This window comes from Shewanella sp. 10N.7 (assembly GCF_020806285.1).
GTDB lineage: Bacteria > Pseudomonadota > Gammaproteobacteria > Enterobacterales > Shewanellaceae > Shewanella > Shewanella electrodiphila.
On record NZ_JAJGZS010000027.1, the window covers coordinates 1 to 20,868 of the forward strand.

8 protein-coding genes are annotated in these 20,868 nt (G+C 42.7%); 5 read left to right on the forward strand and 3 right to left on the reverse strand.

What is annotated here, in order from left to right; all coding sequences use genetic code 11:
* Positions 1-446: 446 nt before the first annotated feature.
* A complete protein-coding gene (locus LMH66_RS16120; protein WP_229371229.1) occupies positions 447-2,717 on the reverse strand; it encodes an aminotransferase class V-fold PLP-dependent enzyme in 2,271 nt (756 codons plus the stop codon).
* Positions 2,718-3,060: 343 nt separating this feature from the next.
* Positions 3,061-3,522, reverse strand: coding sequence for a YhcH/YjgK/YiaL family protein (locus LMH66_RS16125; RefSeq protein WP_229371231.1), 462 nt, complete (start codon positions 3,520-3,522; stop codon positions 3,061-3,063).
* Between the two features lie 258 nt (positions 3,523-3,780).
* On the opposite strand from LMH66_RS16125, the gene LMH66_RS16130 reads away from it, so the two are divergent.
* The 5 genes from LMH66_RS16130 (at position 3,781) to LMH66_RS16150 (ending at position 9,891) form a co-directional block, all read left to right on the forward strand.
* Positions 3,781-4,836 carry a patatin-like phospholipase family protein gene (locus LMH66_RS16130; protein ID WP_229371233.1) on the forward strand — a complete coding sequence of 352 codons (1,056 nt, stop codon included), beginning with the start codon at positions 3,781-3,783 and terminating at the stop codon, positions 4,834-4,836.
* 567 nt (positions 4,837-5,403) lie between these two features.
* Positions 5,404-5,982, forward strand: coding sequence for an LON peptidase substrate-binding domain-containing protein (locus LMH66_RS16135; RefSeq protein ID WP_229371235.1), 579 nt, complete (start codon positions 5,404-5,406; stop codon positions 5,980-5,982).
* Between the two features lie 88 nt (positions 5,983-6,070).
* Positions 6,071-7,003 (forward strand): pseudouridine synthase, encoded by a 933-nt coding sequence (locus LMH66_RS16140; RefSeq protein ID WP_229371237.1) that lies wholly within the window; start codon positions 6,071-6,073, stop codon positions 7,001-7,003.
* Between the two features lie 58 nt (positions 7,004-7,061).
* Positions 7,062-8,588: an EAL domain-containing protein gene (locus tag LMH66_RS16145; protein ID WP_229371239.1), complete on the forward strand. Its 1,527-nt coding sequence runs from the start codon at positions 7,062-7,064 to the stop codon at positions 8,586-8,588.
* A gap of 298 nt (positions 8,589-8,886) precedes the next feature.
* Positions 8,887-9,891: a lipid A deacylase LpxR family protein gene (locus LMH66_RS16150; protein ID WP_229371241.1), complete on the forward strand. Its 1,005-nt coding sequence runs from the start codon at positions 8,887-8,889 to the stop codon at positions 9,889-9,891.
* A 94-nt stretch (positions 9,892-9,985) separates the two neighbouring features.
* Here LMH66_RS16150 and LMH66_RS16155 read toward each other — a convergent pair whose 3' ends face one another.
* The gene (locus tag LMH66_RS16155; protein ID WP_229371243.1) at positions 9,986-20,782 is read right to left on the reverse strand and encodes a VCBS domain-containing protein; all 10,797 of its coding nucleotides are present in this window, start codon (positions 20,780-20,782) and stop codon (positions 9,986-9,988) included.
* Positions 20,783-20,868: the final 86 nt, after the last annotated feature.

The following is a 20,868-nucleotide window of genomic DNA, read 5'->3' on the forward strand; positions in this document are numbered from 1 at the left end:
AGCTTTCGAGGGGAAGGGACGCCCCATCGTAAGCGTTAGTGATTTTGTAGCTTGCCGAAGCGGACTCAAAATGAAGTTTAAAGCTGGATGATTCTCCGTTGGAAATTTTGCTGTTTAAATTTCGCCGGAGCTGCGGGGGCCTAATTCTTTAATAAAGAGTATAGAGGGAGTCGCAGTTCACTCCCTTTTAGTCTGCTCTTTACAAAAGAATGGGCGAAGCGCCACGACTTTGATTTAGACCTTGATTTAGACGTTGGTTTAGACGTTGATTAAGATTTGATTCAAATCTAGAAATCAATACCTGACTATAGCTGCAAACAAGCATTGGGACACAAGCTTGGTAGGGCTTTACGAAAACACACCATATTGAATGTGGTTACGCCAGTGACTGGTTTAATGGCATTCATTGGTTTGATGAATGCCATTACTGTTAACCCTTACACCAACTAACTACTTAATGCGTATCCGCCTTTAAGATGAGCAACATTATCAAATCCTAAACGATGCATAGCTTGAGCTGCTACAAATGAGCGACTGCCACTGCGACAGACTAATACCCATTTATGATGCTTTTGCTGTTGCTGTTGTTGAATAAACTGCACTAAGCGAGTGAGCGGAACGTTTTCACTGGAATCTTCAGTGTGTTGCAGTGCGTACTCGTGAGGTTCTCTGATATCAATTAATGTGACTTCATCATTGGCTAAGGCATAGTTCAAACTCTGATGGTTATATTCAACAATAGCTTGCCCCGCTAACTGGCTGTCAGTTAATGCTCCGCACATAATTTCGCTGCCAGTTTGATCGCAAAGATGGCTGTCTAAATCAGCTTTTAACTTTTCAAACTCGTATACGTCGAGCTGTCCATTAAGAGTATTTCTTAAAAGTGGGTTACGTTGACATTCTGCGCTGAGGTGAGTTGTAAACTCATTATTATAATCATGGCTAGCACATATAAGCGTATCACTACCAATCAAGCTATGTATCAACTTAAGGCTTGAGAACATGTCAGTTGCACTACTTGAATCAAAGTTTGTTCGACCTAAGCTGCCCATTAAAACGGTGTCGCCGCAAAAGGCGAATTGACACTGTTGTTTAATGTCGTTTTTATCCTTGAATGGACTGCACAGTAATAGCGTCATACTGTCATCGGTGTGGCCAGGTGTAGCGACTTTAACTAGCCATTGATGACCTATTTCAATGTATTGAAGTTGCGAATGCTGCAAACAAGCTTGTGGCCAACCTAATGCATCAGTTTGCTGAGTAGGTAGGTGCTTATCGGCTAAGAAAGTTCGGCCTGATTGATGGTCGGCGTGGCCGTGGGTGTCGATTACAGCCACCAGTTCCAACTGCTGGCATTGCAATAAGGTATCTAAGCGATCGTTTAGCTCTGGCAGTGGATCAATAATAAAGGCTTGCTTGCTTTGTTGGTCGGCGTATACCCAAGTGCAATTGGAGCCAAATCTTAGCTGCACTAAACCGTTGAGCGGCTGCTTTTCATCAATTTCACCATTGTCTAAAATCATACAGCTATGGGTTAATGCTTTGGCTGCAGAGGTGATGCGTTGACAGGCTTGATCAACTTCTGTCTGGGTAATTGCAGGACCAAATGACAATCGAATTGCTGATTCACTTTGCCAGGCAGGTAATCCCATGGCATCGAGTACAAAACTGCGAGTGACTTTTGATGAGCAAGCGGAGCCTGAGCTAACACGAATGTTAGCCGCATCAAATAAATCCATGATTTCTTTACTGCTAAACCCTGAAATTGCAAAGTTAATTGTAGTTGGCACGCTGTTTTCAACGCTATGGTTATATACCACTTCAGGAAAAGCGGTATTTAACGTGTTCACTAATTGTGTTTGATAACCACTTAGGGTATCGAGGTTAGCAAATACACTATCTTGCTCATTGAGTAACATTTCAAAAATGACGTTAATAGCTGCCATACCAGGTAGGTTTTCTGTGCCTGAACGCAAACCGCTTTCTTGGCCGCCACCAGCAATGATAGGGGTAAATGGTGCTGATTGACGTATATACACAAAGCCAATGCCTTTCGGTGCATACAATTTATGGCCACTAAAAGGGGCATAATCAATGGTGGTTTCCGCTAGGTTTAATGGGGTTTTCCCTAGCGCCTGCACACAATCAACCATCCAAAAAATATGTTTGTTAGCATGACGAATGACTTGTTCAAGTGCGAGCAAGTCCTGATAAACGCCAGTTTCATTATTTACCGCCATAGTACAAATCATTAATGCGCTTGGGGCTTCTTTTTCAATAAATTGCTTGTCTAAATTTCCCATCCCATCAACAGGAATCGCTTTAATGTCAGCATTGATGCCTAAGATTTGATTCCAGTGCTTTAATGATTCGGGCACTGCTTTATGCTCTGTGGCGCCATATAACAAACTATATTGTTTATCTGAATCAAGGGATTTTTTCGCTTCAACAAGGGCTGAGATAATCGCCGTTTGGATCCCTTCAGTCGCTCCGCTTGTGAATATCACATTACCTGTGTCTGCGCCGATGACTTTTCTGGCGTTAGCGCGAGTTTGCTCCATTAAATCTTTAGCTTTAAGCCCTGTAATATGGCTACTGCTTGGGTTGCCAAATAACACTTTCATACTGTTTACAGCCGCTGCTGCCGCTTGGGGCAATACAGGTGTTGTGGCATTGGCGTCTAAATATATTTGGCTCAGTGGTGATGTATTTTTCATAGGGTGCGACTCAATTCCATTGATTAGTTTATATAGCTTTTAGTTATAACTAATTTCTTGGGGTTATATTAGCAGGTTGTAAATATTGATCAAGATCACATTTTAATCAGGTTTAACTTTAGATTGAGCTCAGCTGAGGGCTGTTAGAGGGCTTAGGGTAATGGACGTGCGAATAGCTTTGAAACGGGCATGAAAAGGGGAGGTGTGTGATGCAGAAGTAAAAGCCTAGTTAAGCATTTTGAATGTAAAATTGATTAAAAACATCGTGATTAAGTTTAAAAAAATAAAGGCCACATGTTGTGGCCTGAAACTATTGCAGCTGTGATTAAGCATTTAAGCAAGATTAAATCTTTACTTTGATGACGACTTTTCTGACAGCGGTTGCAATATCTGAGGTCCCTGGCATATGCATATCGTCTGGGAAAAACAAGGCAAACATGCCCGCTTTTAATGGAATAAATGCCGCTGTATCTTGATTAGATTCATAATCAAACTCAGTAAAATCATGTTCTGGATGATAAGGCGCCAGTGGTGTTTGGTTGGCAAGGGGCAAATAACCAAATTCTTCTTCACCACTGACAACATATTGCACATCAATATAACGCTGGTGGACTTCAAAAGGTTCAGTTTGTTTCGGTTTGGTATGATAGTCATTGACGATAACAAATATATCTTTGCCTTCAAGAGGGTAAGTACCCACTTCAGCGTTTGAAAAATCCGTTTCAGATAAATGAGTCAGCGCCTTGGCGAGTCTTGGGCTGAGTGAATGATATAGCGCATGGTTTGAAAGGCTATCGACGACCATAGTGGCTCTCTGATTTATTGATGATGCAATATTATTACTTATTCGCTAATCCAACGCCATGAAGATATGTCGATTCGCTATAGGCTATGAAGAGATTCAACCCTAAGGTGGTTTAACCCTATGACAAACTTAGTTAAGATGAATTTTAGACCCGTCGATTGTTGGGGGTTAACTGATCGCTTTTGCGGATGTTTTTGGTGTCGCAGAGATTAGATTCAGTTTGTATTGTCATGAAAAGATTTAAATACAGGAAGCGCAGTGACAGCATTACGATTACTTGCTGGTAAAACAGCTTATCAACAGATTGAAAAAAATGGCTTGTCGGCATCAATGTTTAGCCAGTTATTTGCAGCATCGGGTGGCCCTAAATGGATAGGGGTAGCTGGTCTGGACAAATATTTGTTTGGTGAGTTTTTTGCTGAAAGAAAAACACCGCTATATACCATGGGCGCGTCATCGGGCGCATGGCGTTTGGCTTGCTTAGCTCAAAAAGATCCCTTAGCAGCATATTCTCGGCTTGAGGATTTTTATATTGGTCAGCGTTACGATCATGTCCCCAATCGACAAGAAGTGACTGAACAGGTTGAACGTATTATTAATGGTATTTTGGGTGAGCACGGCGCGATGGATATTGTGAATAACCGCATCATTCAAAGTCATTTTGTTGTGTGTAAGGCAAAGCATTTTAATGCCAGTCGCTCTAAAGGAAAGTTGGCGTTAGGGCTTGCTGCTACTGCATTAAGTAATGCGGTGAGTCGTCGAAGTTTAGCCTGGCACTTTGAACGAGTGGTGTTTAGTCATCAACAAGTAAAATCCCCTTTTTCACACCTAACTGACTTACCCACCGAACATGCTCAACTAACCCGTAATAATATTAATCAAGTTCTGCTGGCAACGGGATCTATTCCATTAGTATTAGCACCTGTTACACGCATAAATGGCATAAGTGATGGCGCTTACTATGATGGTGGTATCACTGATTACCATTTTGATATGCCAACACATTCACCTGAAGGCTTAAGTTTATATCCGCACTTTTATCCTCATATGAGTCCGGGTTGGTTTGATAAATCATTAAAATGGCGCCGAGCCAAAAAGCATTATCATAATGCCTTAATACTGACTCCTACTGCAGAGTATTTGAAGTCATTGCCATATCAAAAGATCCCAGATCGAGAAGACTTTAAGCAGCTCGATAGCGATAGCCGTATTGCTTATTGGCGTGAGTCTTTAAAGCGAAGCGAAGTGTTAGGTGAGTTATTTGCTGATATTGTGGAGAAGCAATCGATAATGGACCACATTGAGCATCTGTAATTGGCATCGTTTATTGCTAAGTCGCTAAGTCGCTAAGTCGCTAAGTCGCTAAGAAGAGCGCTAAGAAGGCCGATAAGAAAGCCCATTAGATAGCGTAATTCCTCATTCAACATTACAGCTTACTTATGGTGCCATTAATAAGCCATTATTGGTGCTAATTTCATATATGCTGATTGGTGTTTATCCCTTTAATCTTCTGGCTTATATGCCACTCCCTTAAGCACCTTAAAAGTTATCTTCAGAGCTACTTTAGTAAAATTATGATCATTTACTGAAACTATTCCGTATTTTACCCTGTCTAATTATTGATCAACTTTGTTGTTTGTTTGGGTTGTTGCTATGTGATGACAAAATGAAGTTTACAGTGCTAATCATAAAGTTGTAATAGCGTTACCAAGCTGGAAAACTCAAACTTGGCTGCTAAACTTATTAAAGTCATCTAAGTGACAACTTGTTGATTTTTATTGGTCCTAGGTAGCGGTGGGCTACTTTTTCTACAGCATTCTTACTGGGTATACACCCCTAATAAATGGAATAACCAAGAAACGCTGTGGTCTGGAGGTTGCTATGCAAACGATAGAAATGGCGTTACTCATCCAAGAAGCAGTTTTGCTTCCTGGTGGTCGACAAGAGATGAGAATGGTTACACCAAATCAATTGTTAATGGTTGCTAATGTGCTGAAAGGGCATTATCGATTAGCATTAGCTGCGACGAAAAGTAGCTGTTTCCCTCCTTGTTACGACACGGCAACTGAGTGCGAGATTATCGACTTTAATCAATTGGAAGATGATTCGTTAAGTATTGTCGTCGAAGGCCGCCAAAGGGTTAAAATTCTTTCAGGTGCTCAACTCAGAGATCAAAGCTGGATTGCTCGCACTTTACCTTGCCAAAACTGGCAAAATGAACCCATTGGGGAAGAGTTCGAGATTATCAGCGCAGCACTTGAGCAGTTTTACGAAGTTAACCCAGACTTGCTCGATTTATACAATCAAGTTCACCTTGAGGATGCAACTTGGGTTAGCCAGCGATGGTTAGAAGTTTTGCCTATGTATAACAAAGACAAATTGCTATTGGTTGAACAACCCAACTGCCATAAAACCATGGATTTTGTTCTACAATTATTAAAGTCTCATGTGGATGTTTAATATTGGTCTCTTGCTTTTGTTGATTTTGTTTAGTTGCTCTGACATTGTTGGTTATACTGTTTAAAAGTGTAGCTAAAAGTATATTTACATGTCTGTAAAACTTGCTGCTAGAGCAGCTCAACCTTCCTATATTGTGTTACCACAGTCCAAAACAGCACCTTTAACGGTGTTAGAGTTTTTAGTGTCACACTTTCAACAAATTCCAGAATCTGTTTGGTTAAAACGTGTAGCTGACGGCAAAGTGCACTGGGCAGATGGTGAACTGATTGATCAACACACTCAATATCGAGGCGCGACACGGGTCTATTACTACCGTGAAGTTGAGGCAGAAACTAAAATTCCGTTTCAGCATAAAATACTCCATCAGGACGAACATTGTATATTAGTGTTTAAACCGCATTTTCTGCCTGTTACACCCAGTGGGAATTTTGTTAACGAGTGTCTGACTCATCGTTTGCGAATTGCTTCAGGTATAGACACGATTTCACCAGCACATAGGTTAGACAGACCAACGGCAGGGGTTATGTTAATGACAGTTAACCCTGAGTCTCGACATGCTTATCATTCATTATTTACTGATGGTAAGATAAATAAGCAATATCAAGCTATTGCACAGCTGACTCCAGAGTTACTTGCTCTTCATCAGCAAGACGGTTTATCGTTACCTATTAAGTGGTCGGTTAAAAACCGTATGGTGCGTTCAACGCCAAGTTTTTTAATGAAAATAACTGACGGTGAAGCGAATACGCATTCAGAAATTAGCTTGATCGCGATAAAAGGCACTCGAGGCTTGTTCGAACTCAGTCCCATAACAGGGAAAATGCATCAACTTAGAGTACATATGATGTCTTTAGGGATGCCGTTAGAAAATGATACTAATTATCCACAGCTGCAACCGAAAGCCGCTGATAATTTTGATAAGCCATTAAAGCTGGTGGCAAAATCACTTAGGTTTGTGGATCCGTTTAGTCAGCAAACGATGGCTGTGAGTTGTGAAGGCTACGATGCTGAGTTTGAATAGAAAGCTTGTAGTGTTTTTTTACTGATAGTTTTCAGTATACAAAGGGACGAAATAGCAAATGGAAAGAGTACAGTGCTATGTGGTATTCATTGTTAGTTTTTTTATTTTAAACATGGGGTTAAAAGCGTTAGATTATCAAATTTCTGACACTATGATTAAGCGTGACGCCCATATCTTATCTGAAAAATTAACCATGTACATTGAGGATACTGCTCAAGAGCTTAAAGCTTTACCGCAACTCGATGACAGCTATGCCTGCTCTGAAAGTAATGAAAAATTACTGACTATGTCGGTGTTTAACTCGACCTTTATTCGTTGGGTTGGCGTAATGGATGAGTTAGAAGTGATTTGCCACTCACAAGCAATACCACGCCATGTAGAAAAGTTGGTAAGGCATAATATTGGACCGGATCTAAAACTCGCAGTCATAAACCAATCTCACTCAGATATACATGAATTGTTTTTAGTCCACGATCATGGTGATAAGCAATATGTGGCCAGTATCGTGCCTATGAATCCTCGCTACTTTATACCGGTAGACTGTAAAGCTTGTTTAGAATACACCATTACCATTGATGGCTTTCAAGATAACTTAACTGCAGTACCTGTGATGGAGTTTGGCTTTGAAGAGTTCGAGGGCGAGCACCTTATTATAGAAGAGGTGGTTCAGCAAAATGAATACTACATTGCTAAATTTAGCCTGACTGGAAACGAAGAATACCTTAAACAATATCAATCACTAAGCTGGGAATACCGTGCGCTGATTAGCTTTCTCATTGCACTCGCGTTTACTGTTGCCTTTTGGTACCGCAAACAATCTCAAGGCTCAACCCGGGCGAATATAAAAAAGGGCATCAAGAACAAAGAGTTTATTCCGTTTTATCAGCCTGTGATTAACTCTCAGTCGAATGAGATTGTCGGGGTTGAGGTACTAATGCGTTGGCGCCAATTTAATGGGGATTTAATTCCACCTAATCAATTTATTCCTTTTGCTGAGTCAGCAGGCTTAATTGTTGATATGACTTATTCGATGCTGAATGTGATGGTTGATGAGATGGAGATAACAGGCCAGCAAGTTAGTCCATTATTTATCAGTATTAATATTGTTCCTGAGCATTTGGAAGATGACAAACTTTATCAATATATCAAGTCGTTAAAAGAGTCGGGGAAGCTTGGGAAACACAGAGTTTCACTAGGAATTACTGAGCGCCAACCCATCACTGATTTAGTTAAAGCCCGTGAAATGCTTGATAATTTTTATTCGATAGGCGTTGATTTAAAGTTGGATGATGCCGGTATGGGCTATGGCGGTTTTAGCTATGTACAAAAGTTAGGCATCAGTACCTTAAAAATTGATAAGGCTTTTATTGATACTATTGGCGTTAAAGATAACTTTAATGAGAAAACGCTTGATGCGATTATCTCTTTTGCTAAAAAATCTGGCTTAAGTGTTATTGCTGAAGGGGTAGAAACTGAGTCGCAAGTCAATTATTTATCTCAGCAAGGTGTAGACTTGATTCAAGGGTATTTTTTCTCTAAACCGCTAGATTCAAAAACGTTTTTTACAACCTATCATAACTCGTAATGACTTTACCTGAGCTTGTCGTCTGTTCCGATTTTTATGACGGACTTTTTTATAGGTTGGATACATTTTAAGACTTTCGATGCATTGAAGTTGCTGTTGTCTCATTAAGTGCTAGAAAGTCCTTGGCATGTTTGGCTTGAGTAATGTTTAAGTAATGCTTAAGTGGATATATGACCTGTTTAAAGCGAATGATAAATAGTTATTTGTGCCGCACTATTGAATCGTTAAACTGGATGTCATCTTGAATATTTGAGATACATGAAATGATAACGAAAGTAGCAAGTACTAGGGGGCTATCTTGAGTCAGAAATACTTAAATGCTTTCTCTGTTCCAATATCTATCCTCACAGTTGCTCTACTGGTGTTAGCACCTTCTAAATCCTTTGCCGACCAGTTGTATTTTAATTTTGATAACGATGTGATCATTGGTGCTGACGGTGACTACTCTAATGGTGTCGTTGTCGGCTGGCTTGCAACACCAGCTACTGACTTTTCCCAAGCTCCGGCGCTTTTCAAATGGCAATCAGTCATCGCTTTTCCTCAGGAGTCGAGTCAGTCTCAATGGGGCGGGCAGTTTTATCATCGCATGTGGACACCAACTGAAATAGCCTATGACTATCCCCAGCCAAATGAGCGACCTTATGCCGGGTTATTAGAGCTAGAATCATTTACAGGGCAATTCAGCTCTTCATTGGCGCAAAAAAACTGGTTAAGCATTGGCGTGATGGGGCCAGCTTCTTTTGCTGAAGAATTGCAAACTGTTGTCCATAAAATTACCGGTTCCACCACGCCAAAGGGGTGGGATTATCAAATTGAAAACCAAGTAACGTTTCAATTGGCTTATGAAGTCGATGCGTTGCTAAATCGCTGGCAAGCATTTGATAATAGTGAGTGGGATATCAGCGTATTTAACCACACGATGGCAGGTAATTTTCGCTCGCAATCCAGTGTTGGTTTAACCTTACGATGGGGTGATGATTTAGCTGAAACCTTCGGACAATTGTCTAGTCAGGCAGGGCATATGGGAGATTATGCTTCATATGCTAATCGTTATGGCAGCTGGCAGGCATATTTTCGAATGCAGGCAGGTTATCGTTTCAATGACTTAACCATTGAAGGTGACTTACCTTATGATTCTCCGTTGAATATTGAGAATCAGCAAGCACAAGCCAGTCTTGGTGTTATTTGGGCTTTTCCGACTTGGTCTGTCAGTTGGAGCTTTAATTTTTACAGTAAAGAATATGAGTCAGATGTCGATGATTGGCATGGTTACGGCGTGATTAGTTACACTAAAGTGTTGTAATTATAGCTACAAAAAACGATGTTTTAGAGGCGCAGCATGATGGTTCATGCTGCGCCTTTTCAGTCTATTACAGAGTTATTATGACTTAAGTTTTTTAGACCTGATTGTGCATGTCATTTAATGCTTGATGCAGCAAATCATCGTCATTAGCCTGATTAATATCACTCTGATCTGGTTGGTCATTTAAATCAGTTAATAACTCATCCTTATGTTGCTGATGGTGCTCATCATCTAGTGGGTTTTCAAAAGCATCACCTTGACTCACATCCAGCATATCTGCATCTACATTCTCAATGGCCATTTCAGGAACACCTGGCAAATCGAGAGGGTCGATACCCGCTGTATTTGTCGGTGCTATGTCCGCCTGTGAAATACCTACCATATTTAAATAGTGATCAATCGGGGTACTTACTGCAGCTGCAGTCACTGGCGTTGGTGATAATGGTTGTGACGTCGATTCCGTCTCAGCTTCTGTTTGAGCTTGAACTGTTGCATCATCTGATGATTGTGTGTCTTGCCCAGTGTGAACCGCGGCATCATCAACCAATATATCGTGTAAATCTACACTGATGTCAGCAATGGCGTCATTTTGGGGAGCATCATTAGCATCGGCTGCTGTAGGAGGTGGCGGTGGTGCGGAATGAGTAATGGTTGGCGTCACCGTCATATCAAGAACTTCAGAGCCTAAAGTGAGTTTACCACTATGTCCTGGGCCGTGGCTTAATATACTCACTTGAACATGCATGATGACATCATCATGGTGTGACCCTTGAAGGGCGACCTCAAACTTATCCTCATGCACGCCAACATTCTGAGCGCTGCCATGAGGACCAGTATGAGTATTTGCGTGTTCTTGATAGTTTAACTGACCTGTTTTGGGGTTTATGGTCAGGGTGCCCCATTGGCTGGTATAGCTAGTCTGATAGTGGCCATTGACTAAAATTTTCCAGCCTTGTTGAGCTGTAGGAACAGGTGTTTGGGTAGGTATTAAGGTCGGTACTCCCAAAGAGGCACCAATATGGTGGCTACCAGGCGGGGCGGTGACGACGATAGGTTCAGGCTTCGCGCTTGCAGCAATATTGAGGGCAGAGTTAACGTTACCGTGCTCATCGGTCATGATCGCTCTGACAATACTACTGGGTGCAACTTCAAGGTTGATACCATGGGCTAAACTGTTGGCATCGAGTACATGGTCAACGCCATTAATACTCAGGTGCTCGCCTACTTGGGCATCAGCTGCAGCATGCACCGTTGCGGTCACGGTACCTGCATGACCTTGAGCTATTTCGGCTTTGCTGTAGGCCTTGTCACTGCCTGGGTTTTCAAAGGTAATGGTTGGCATGCCTACGTGTGTATCGCTGCTATAGTGCATCACTTGTGAAGCACTAGCTGAGTTACCTGCGCTGTCGGTGGTTACCACGCTCGCTGTTATCGAGGAATTTGATGCTAATTCAGAACCTGCAATGTTAACGCTAAAGTGGCCGCTGCCATCAACCGAGGCGCTATAGCTATGTTGTCCGACGACTAAACTTACGCTATCACCTTGATGCACATCGCCACTGACTTGACCTGTTATGCCGATATCGGTAGCGCTTTCTTGGGCGTTAATAATATTGTCGCTAGTGATGGGATCAAGCTGGATAGTGGCGTTGGCTTCTGTAATGTCACCTGTTGATGTACCTGTTATATATGGCGCAGGATGTGACTCGTTAACATCAATGGTGCCATGAGCAATAGTCTCGGCAGATCCATCACTTACCTTTAAGCTCACCGGAATATAGATACCGTGATAGTGTTTTTCTGGGGTGAACGTCCATTCTCCGCTCTGCACATCTTTAGAAAAGTTACCATGCGTACTACTTATGTCGGTGATATGAAGGGTGTCTCCATCTATATCGCTAGCATCCACGAGTTTCAGTAATTCAGCTTCGGTGAACGTCTTGGCGGTGTCCAATTCGGTTGCACCAAGATCGACAGCTCTGCTCGCATTAGCTGCGATAACGATCGGCACATCATTGCTACCAGTGATTGTTACGATGACACTCTGCTTGGTTCCATCAATAGACTCTACCGTAAAGGTTTCCTGTGGTGATTGACCGGACGCTATTCCATCGGCTCGATCATCCGGCATATAGTTCCAATGGCCGTTGGCGGTAATACTGAACTTGCCGTATGAGCCATCGACATTTGTTTGAACCTTAAACTCGTCTTCTCCAGCATCTGGATCGGTGACTGTGAGTAGTCCTGATACAGCGGTATCGTCATCTTTAGTAATTCCAGATGAGTCACCACTAAAGGTTGCTATGTCACTTACTGAATCCAGAGTGAGAAAAGCGGTTGTATTTACAGTGCCGCCATGCGTGTCTTGCACGGCATAGTTGAAGTCGACAGTACCGTTGTAATTAGCCTCGGGGACGAATGTGAATGTCCCATCATGATTGTCGGTTATGGCACCCGCCGAGGTTCCGTCTGGTTTGACAGCGACTAGGTTATGGACACTAAGCTGCGTGGTTTCGCCTGTATCGACGTCGGTAGCGTGAGCGAGCAGATCCGAGGCATGCAAAACAACCGAAGTATCTTCACTGCCGTCAACAAGGCCCACTGCGCTTGAAACAACAGGTGTGTCATTAGTGCCTATAATGGTGATATTAATATTATGATAAGTGCCGTCGGCCGATTGCACTTTGTAAATGGCATGTTCGACCTGTCCTTCTCTCAGCTCCTGCAATTGAAAATTTTCGACTGCATATTCCCAGTTTCCCGAAGCATCTAAATGAAGCATGCCGTTGAAAGGGTCGGATACTGCTTGCTCACCAAACTGACTAAACAAGAAGTAATTCTGACCACCGTCTGGATCACTCACACTAAGACTGCCAGAAGCAATTAGATCATGGACTTGTGCATTATTCGATACGTTGACATCCTCTTTCACACTCGCCGTATCTATGCCGGTGATGATGGATTCATCCACAACAGCGGCAAGACTCATCGTGGCCATGGTCGATGTAGTCGCTGCATGCGGATCCTGCACCTCGTAGTTGAAGGTGACTGAACCATTATAATTGGCTTCGGGGTTAAAGGTGAAAGTACCATCGTGATTGTCAGTTACGCTACCTGCGACGGTACCATCGGGTTTGACCGCTACTAAGTTCGCCACAGTAAGTTGTGCACTTTCGCCGGTATCTATGTCAGTTGCATTGGCCAGTAGCTCTACTGTATTTAGGGTAACCGCTGTATCTTCTGTACCTGAGTTCAAGTTAACTGACGACGTAACTACAGGCGCATCGTTGGTGCCTGTTACTGTAATAGTGATTTCGTGGGTACTGTAACCTCGAGAAGTGACTCTATAAACAACGTCCCGAGTCTCCCCTTCTTTTAAAGCCTGTAACGCTGGATTATTATTATCAACGACGTAAGACCAACTTCCCGCTTGGCTAATATGCAAATTTCCACCGAAAGGATCGGAGATAGCATGTTCTCCATAAGATTTGAAGTCAAAGGACTCTTCCTGTGGGCCGTCTGGATCATGTATGGCAAGCGTCCCAGAAGCGACTAGTTGATCTATTGCGCCAGATTTCGATGTAGCTGTATCTTCCTTAACGGCACCAGTATCGTCTCCAGTAAAGGTGGCAGCGTCTCTGACCGCGGTTAAGCTCGTGCTAGCGCCTGTGTGAGTAATCCCCCCATGTGCGTCTTTAACGTCATAACTAAAATGAACAGCACCGTTGTAGTCTTTTTCTGGTGTAAAAGTGAATGTGCCGTCTTTGTTATCTAGGATTGAACCATGGTCGGAAACTAAGTTTTCAATACTAAGTTTACCGGCATCATTAGCATCGACATCAACTGTATTCGTCAGTAAATCGGCAGCGGTTAACGTTTGTGCTGTATCTTCTTTTCCTGAATTAAGCTGTACTTCAGACGAACAATATGGGCGGTCGTTACTGCCATGAATAGTAATGACGATATCATGGGTAGTGCCATCTTTAGCATGAATGGTTATCGTGTCAGTTAACGTTTCTCCTTCACCCAACTTATCAATTGCTGTCCCACGAGTGGTTGGTCTACCGCCAATATGACTAACTCGGCCTAGATCGGCATGATAATCCCAGCTGCCATCTTTATTTAGAATGAGATCGCCATAGCTGCCATGATAGTTATAGCCGCTTGCACTCTGTCCGCCAAATTCAGCTTCGCCTTTGTCTGGATCTAATATAGTGAGTTGACCGGATGCATATAATACCTTTTGACCTAAGGTTGCCATGCCTGCATGAGCCTGATCGGGAGACATATTGATGCCCGCCGAGTTTTCAGTAATATCACCAGTATCGACACCACCAATAACAGCTGCATCACGCACTGCACTGAGTGAAGTTGTTGCGCCAGTATGGGTGACGCCACCATGGGCGTCTTTAACGTCATAACTAAAGTGAACAGCACCGTTGTAGTCTTTCTCTGGTGTGAAAGTGAATGTACCGTCTTTGTTATCTAAGATTGAACCATGGTCGGAAACTAAGTTTTCAATAGTAAGTTTACCGGCATCATTAGCATCGACATCAACTGTATTCGATAGTAAATCGGCAGTAGTTAACGTTTGTGCTGTATCTTCAGTGCCACTTGTTAAAGTGACTTCTGAAGAGCAATAAGGTCGGTCATTATCACCATGAATAGTAATAACAATATCGTGGGATGTACCATCTTTTGATTGGATCGTTATTGTATCAGTTAATGTTTGTCCTTCTCCAAGTTTATCTATAGTAGAGCCAATAGTTGATTTTCTATTGCCGACCCAGTCTACGCTGCCAACGGTCACGTCGTAATGCCAAGTTCCATCACTGTTTAACAATAAATGTCCATATTGTCCGTGGTAGGAGTTGTTCCAGGCACCACCTTTAGAGTCAAACTGTGATTCACCAGCATCAGGGTCAACAATATCTAACTTGCCATCAGCGGTTAATGCAGCTTGTCCAAGCTTGGCCATACCAGGTTGTGCATAATCTGGTGACATATCGCCAAAACTACCATGACCTTCATCAACGTCACCTGTTGAAATTCCAGTAATAACCGCTTTATCGTCAGTGCCATTGATGGTGACTGTGATCTGTTGCTCGGTGCCATCGATAGATTGAACGATTAAGGTATCAGTTACCTTTTCACCTGTTTTTAAACTTTGAATAGATGGTTGTGAATTATCTGCCGTATAAGTCCAATGTCCTAATTCGCTCAACGTCAGTGAGCCATATTGACCTTGCTCAACACTCGCTTGAAATTGGTTTTCTCCTGCATCACCATCGGTAACGGTTAACGCGCCATCAACATGAAGTTGTCCTTGGTGGACATCTTTATCTTCGGTTAATTGTGCTGTTGAAGTGCCTGTAATAACGGCTTTATCATCAGTGCCGTTAACTTTAATAGTGATTTGATGAGGAGTACCATCTGCAGAATGAACGGTAATAACATCAGTCGCATTGGAGCCTTGTCCTAATGCTTGTACGGTAGGATTGGTATTATCTAAATCGTACGTCCATGCTCCAGAATCAGTTAAATGTAACGTACCCAGCGAACCAACGATATCAGTATTGGAGAAGAGTGCTTCGCCAGCATCTGTATCGGTAACGGTTAACGTACCCGTTGTTTGAAGTTGCGTTTCTTCAGTCACTATTCCTGAATTGGTACCTGCAATCACTGCCGTATCATTAGTGCCGTTAACAGTAATACTGATTTGATGTGGTGTTCCATCGGCAGAATGAACAGTAATAGTATCTTTAGCTGTTTTACCCTGACCTAATGCTTGTACCATTGGATTGCTATTATCTATATCGTACGTCCATGCGCCGTTTGCGGCTAGGTGCAAGGTGCCATAACTTCCGGTTAGATTACCGTCCTGAAAATGGTCCTGATTTGTATCCTCATCTGTGATCGTCAGCTGCCCATTCGCCTTTAACGTGCTTTCTTCAGTAACAGAGCCGGCTGAACTACCGCCAATCATAGCGGCATCATTGGTGCCGTAAACCCATACTTTAATATTATGTGGGGTACCGTCGGCAGCTTTAACGGTAAGCGTTTCACTCAGCTTATCGCCGTGTCCCAGTGCCTGCACAGTGCTATTATTGTTGTCTAGGTCATAGGTCCACAGGCCATCGGTATCAATGTGCAGTTTGCCGTAGGCTCCTTTAATATCGACGCTTTGGAAATGATCTTGACCCCCATCCATATCGGCAATGGTCAACATATTGCTGGACTGTAACGTACTTCCTTCTACGACTGCACCAATCGAGGTACCACCGATAAAGGGCACATCGTTAGTGCCGTGGATTGTCACAACAATGTCTTGGGCGGTGCCATCGGTTGATTTAACCGTGATGGTTTCAGTGACCGACTTTCCATCACCGAGTAGTTGCACGGAAGTATTATCCAAGTCGTAGGTCCATGCGCCATTGGCGGCTAGATGCAAGGTGCCATAATTTCCGATTAAGTCACCGTCCTGAAAATGGTCCTGATCTGTATCCACATCTGTGATCGTCAGCTGACCACTCGCCTTTAACGTGCTTTCTTCAGTAACGGAGCCGGCTGCACTACCGCCAATTATAGGGGTATCGTTGGTGCCGTAAACCCATACTTTAATGTTATGTGGGGTACCGTCGGCAGCTTTAACGGTAAGCGTTTCGCTCAGCTTATCGCCGTGCCCCAATGCCTGCACTGTGCTGTTACTGTTGTCTAGGTTATAGGTCCACAGGCCATCGGTATCGATGTGCAGTTTACCGTAGACTCCTGTGATATCCCCGCTTTGAAAATGATCTTGCCCACTATCCGCATCAGAAATGGTCAACATATTGCTAGACTGTAGCGTACTTTCTTCTACGACTGCACCGATCGAGGTGCCGCCGATAAAGGCTGCATCATTGGTGCCATGGACTGTTATTGAAATGTTTTGAGCAGTGCCGTCAGCGGACTTGATCGTGATGATTTCAGTGAGCGAGCTTCCATCAGTAAGTGCTTGCACGGTAGTGTTGGCATTATCCAAATCGTACGTCCATGCACCGTTTACAGTTAGATGCAAGGTGCCATAACTCCCAGTTAGGTCACCGTTCTGAAAATGGTCCTGATCTGTATCCACATCTGTAATCGTCAGCTGCCCACTAGCCTTCAACATACTTTCTTCGGTTACTGAACCTGTGTTTGTGCCGGAAATAATAGCTTTATCATTAGTGCCGTTAACCGTTATTGTAATTTGGTGCGGCGTGCCATCGGTTGAGTTCACCGTGATGATATCAGTCACTGTTTTGTTTGCCGCTAATGCTTGAACCGTTGGGTTCGTATTATCTAAATCGTAAGTCCACGCGCCTGAAAAAGTTAAGTGAAGTGTGCCTAATGTGCCTACAATATCGGTATCGGTGAAGTGCGCTTCACCCTTATCGGTATCGGTAACGGTTAAAGTCCCTGAAGTTTGAAGTTTAGATTCTTCTTTTACCGTATCTGCAATAGTGCCGGCAATAACAGCTTTATCATTAGTGCCGATAACTTTAATAGTAAGTTGATGTAGCGTACCATCAGCTGAATTAATGGTAATGATATCAGTCGCTGTTTTATTGGCAGTTAACGCTTGAACGGTTAAATTCGTGTTATCTAAATCGTAAGTCCACGCACCTGAGTCGGTTAAATGTAGTATACCGAATGTGCCAGTAATATCGGTATCGGAGAAATGTGCCTCCCCCGTATCAGTATCGGTAATCGTTAAGGCGCCAGAGGTTTGTAGTTGAGATTCTTCTGTTACGATACCTGAACTAGTGCCGGTAATAACAGCTTTATCATTAGTGCCGTTAACTGTAATGGTAAGTTGATGTAGCGTACCATCAGCTGAATTAATGGTAATGATATCGGTGGCTGTTTGATTTACCGCTAGCGCTTGAACCCTTGGGTTCGAGTTATCTAAGACATAAGTCCACGCACCTGAGTCGGTTAAATGTAGTATACCGAATGTGCCTGCAATATCGGTATCGGAGAAATGTGCCTCCCCCCTATCAGTATCGGTAACGGTTAAGGTACCAGAGGTTTGCAGTTGTGTTTCTTCATTTACTGAGCCTGAACTGGTGCCCGCGATAACGGCGCTGTCATTTGTACCGTTGATATCAATAACAACTTGATGTTGCGTGCCATCAATTGAGGTAACCGTAAATTTATCTTGCTCGTGATCACCTTGTGATAATTGTTGAATGCCTGCTTGATTGGTGTCAGCAATATAATGCCAACTGCCGTTGTTAGCCATCATTAATCGGCCAAAGTTTCCTTGCTGCATCCCTGATGGAAAGAGTGCTTCGCCAGCATCAATATCAGTTACTATGAGTTTACCTTGTGTTTGTAATATACCTGAACTTAAAACATCTTCTTTGATGACACCGCTATCAATACCATCAATTTGTGCAAGGTCGTTCGTGCCAATAATATTAATCAGTATGCCATGTGGTGTGCCATCAGCACTTTTAATAAAAAAAGTTTCCGGTTCTACTTGGTTGTCTCTTAATGTTTGAACCGCTGGACCATTGTTATTTAAGTCATAGTGCCACTGTCCCTGTTTGTTTATAACCAGGTCGCCATAAGTGCCTTGAAGCGTGGCGGTTTCAAAAAAACTCTGATTGGCATCAGGATCCATTACAGATAGCGTTCCAGTAACCTGTGTTTTTCCGATATCTTCTCTTAGTACACCTGCACCTTGTCCGACAATTATTGCTGGCGTATTATTACCAACTACGGTGGTCACAATCATGTGCTCAGTTCCGTCAGCACTGTGTACAATAAATCGCTCTTCTAACTTAGCGCCTTTAGCTAGGTCAATTATATCTGGGTTATAGCGATCAACACTATACTTCCACGTGCCATCAGCTTTGATATCGAGGTAACTCCCATGTGCACCTGAAATGGCCTGTACTTGAAAGTGGTCTTGTCCCAAATCGACGTCAATGACAGATAATTTGCCATTAGCATGCAACATTTGTGGAGCGTTAGCGGAATCCTGAATGGACCCTGTATCAACACCATTAATTACTGCGGCATCATTATGACCACAAATGTTAACCTTAATTAGTTGTTCTGTGCCATCTGCCGTTTTAACGATGAACGAATCAGTTAGATCATCACTAATGCCTAATTGTTGCACTGCAGTTTGTTGGTTGTCAGCTATATATGTCCAAGAACCGGATAAATCGATGCTTAAATTTCCATAAGTACCGGTAATATTTGAAGCTAGAAAATGAGCTTGGTTAGTATCTGGATCCTTTACCTGTAGTTGGCCGTCAAACCGTAATTGACCTTGAAATAAATTGTTATCTTCGTTGATGTTGCCAGTGCTTACACCTGTAATGACAGCTTTATCGTCAGTGCCATTAATGGTCACTGAGATTTTTTGTTCGGTTCCATCGACTGAATGCACTACTAGCGTATCAGTAACCGAGTCGCCTGTTTTAAGGCCTTGAATCGTTGTTTGTGAATTATTAGCGGTGTAGGTCCAATGTCCTAAATCGTTTATGGATAAGTTGCCAAACTGGCCTTGTAAAATATTAGCATGGAATTGTTTTTGTCCTGAATCGACATCAGTAACGGTTAATGCGCCATCAACATGGAGTTGCCCTTGATGAACATTTTTATCTTCGGTTAATTGTGCTGAACTTGTACCACTAATGACCGCCTTATCGTCAGTACCATTAATGGTTACTGAGATTTTCTGCTCAGTGCCATCGACTGAATGAACTAATAAAGTATCAGTAAGCGACTCACCCGTTTTCAGGCCTTGAATGTTCGGCTGAGAGTTATCGGCGGTATAGGTCCAATGGCCTAAATTGTTAATCGATAACGTGCCGAACTGACCTTGCAATGATGTCGCTGAAAACTGAGCTTGGCCGTTATCTAAATCTGTAACAGTGAGTGCGCCATCGACATGCAGTTGTCCTTGATGAACGTCGTTATCTTCGGTTAGCTGTGCTGTTGAAGTACCAGCAATAACAGCTTTATCATCAGTGCCGTTGATGGTTACTGTAACTTTTTGTTCGGTTCCATCGACTGAGTGAACTAATAAAGTGTCAGTAAGCAACTCGCCAGTTTTGAGTTCTTGAATGGCGGTTTGCGTATTGTTAGCTGTATAAGTCCAATGACCTAACTCGTCAATAACCAGATGACCAAATTGGCCTTGTAAAGATGATGCTTGGAAATGACTTTCACCTGTATCTGTGTCAGTGACAGATAATTGTCCTGTCACTGATAAATGTTGCGTTACTAGGTTTTTATCTTCGGTAATGCTACCTGTAGATACGCCAGAAATGACAGCGACTTCATTTTTACCAATAACAACAATAGTGACTTCTTTTGAAACTGGCGTTCCTGAACTATCAGTAGCTGTTACTGTAAAAGATTCACTTGCTTGTTGCCCTGAATGAAGTCCTAAGGTCGAACTTGATTGGTTATCGAGGTGATATTGCCATTCGCCTGTATCAGGGTTAATTGATAATTGACCAAACTTGCCATTGGGCTGCTCAACGTTCCATACACTTTGGTCATGATGATCAGGATCAGAACTTGTTAATGTCCCACTTACGTTATCAATGTTACCAGTGCTGTTGATAGTCGCATTATGCATACCTGAAATAGTCGGTAAATCATTACTTCCTTCAACTTCTACTGCAATGATGCTAGAGGCTTTGTGGCCATTGTTATCAGTTGCTGTAATGATGAATTGTTCCGATTGTTGCTCGCCTTCTGAAAGTGCATTCGTTTGACTATTACTGTTATCCAGTAAGTATTGCCATTGACCTGTGACAGGATCAATGACGATATGTCCATATTGCCCTTGAGCGGTGTCAACTGACCAAGAAATATGTTCGGTATCAGAGCCTTTTACATGCATCTGTCCTGATGCGCTGCTAATAACATTATCTTCTTTTAATTGCGGTATTTGTTGTTGACTTGCAATGCTTGTAGGCGTTTTATCAG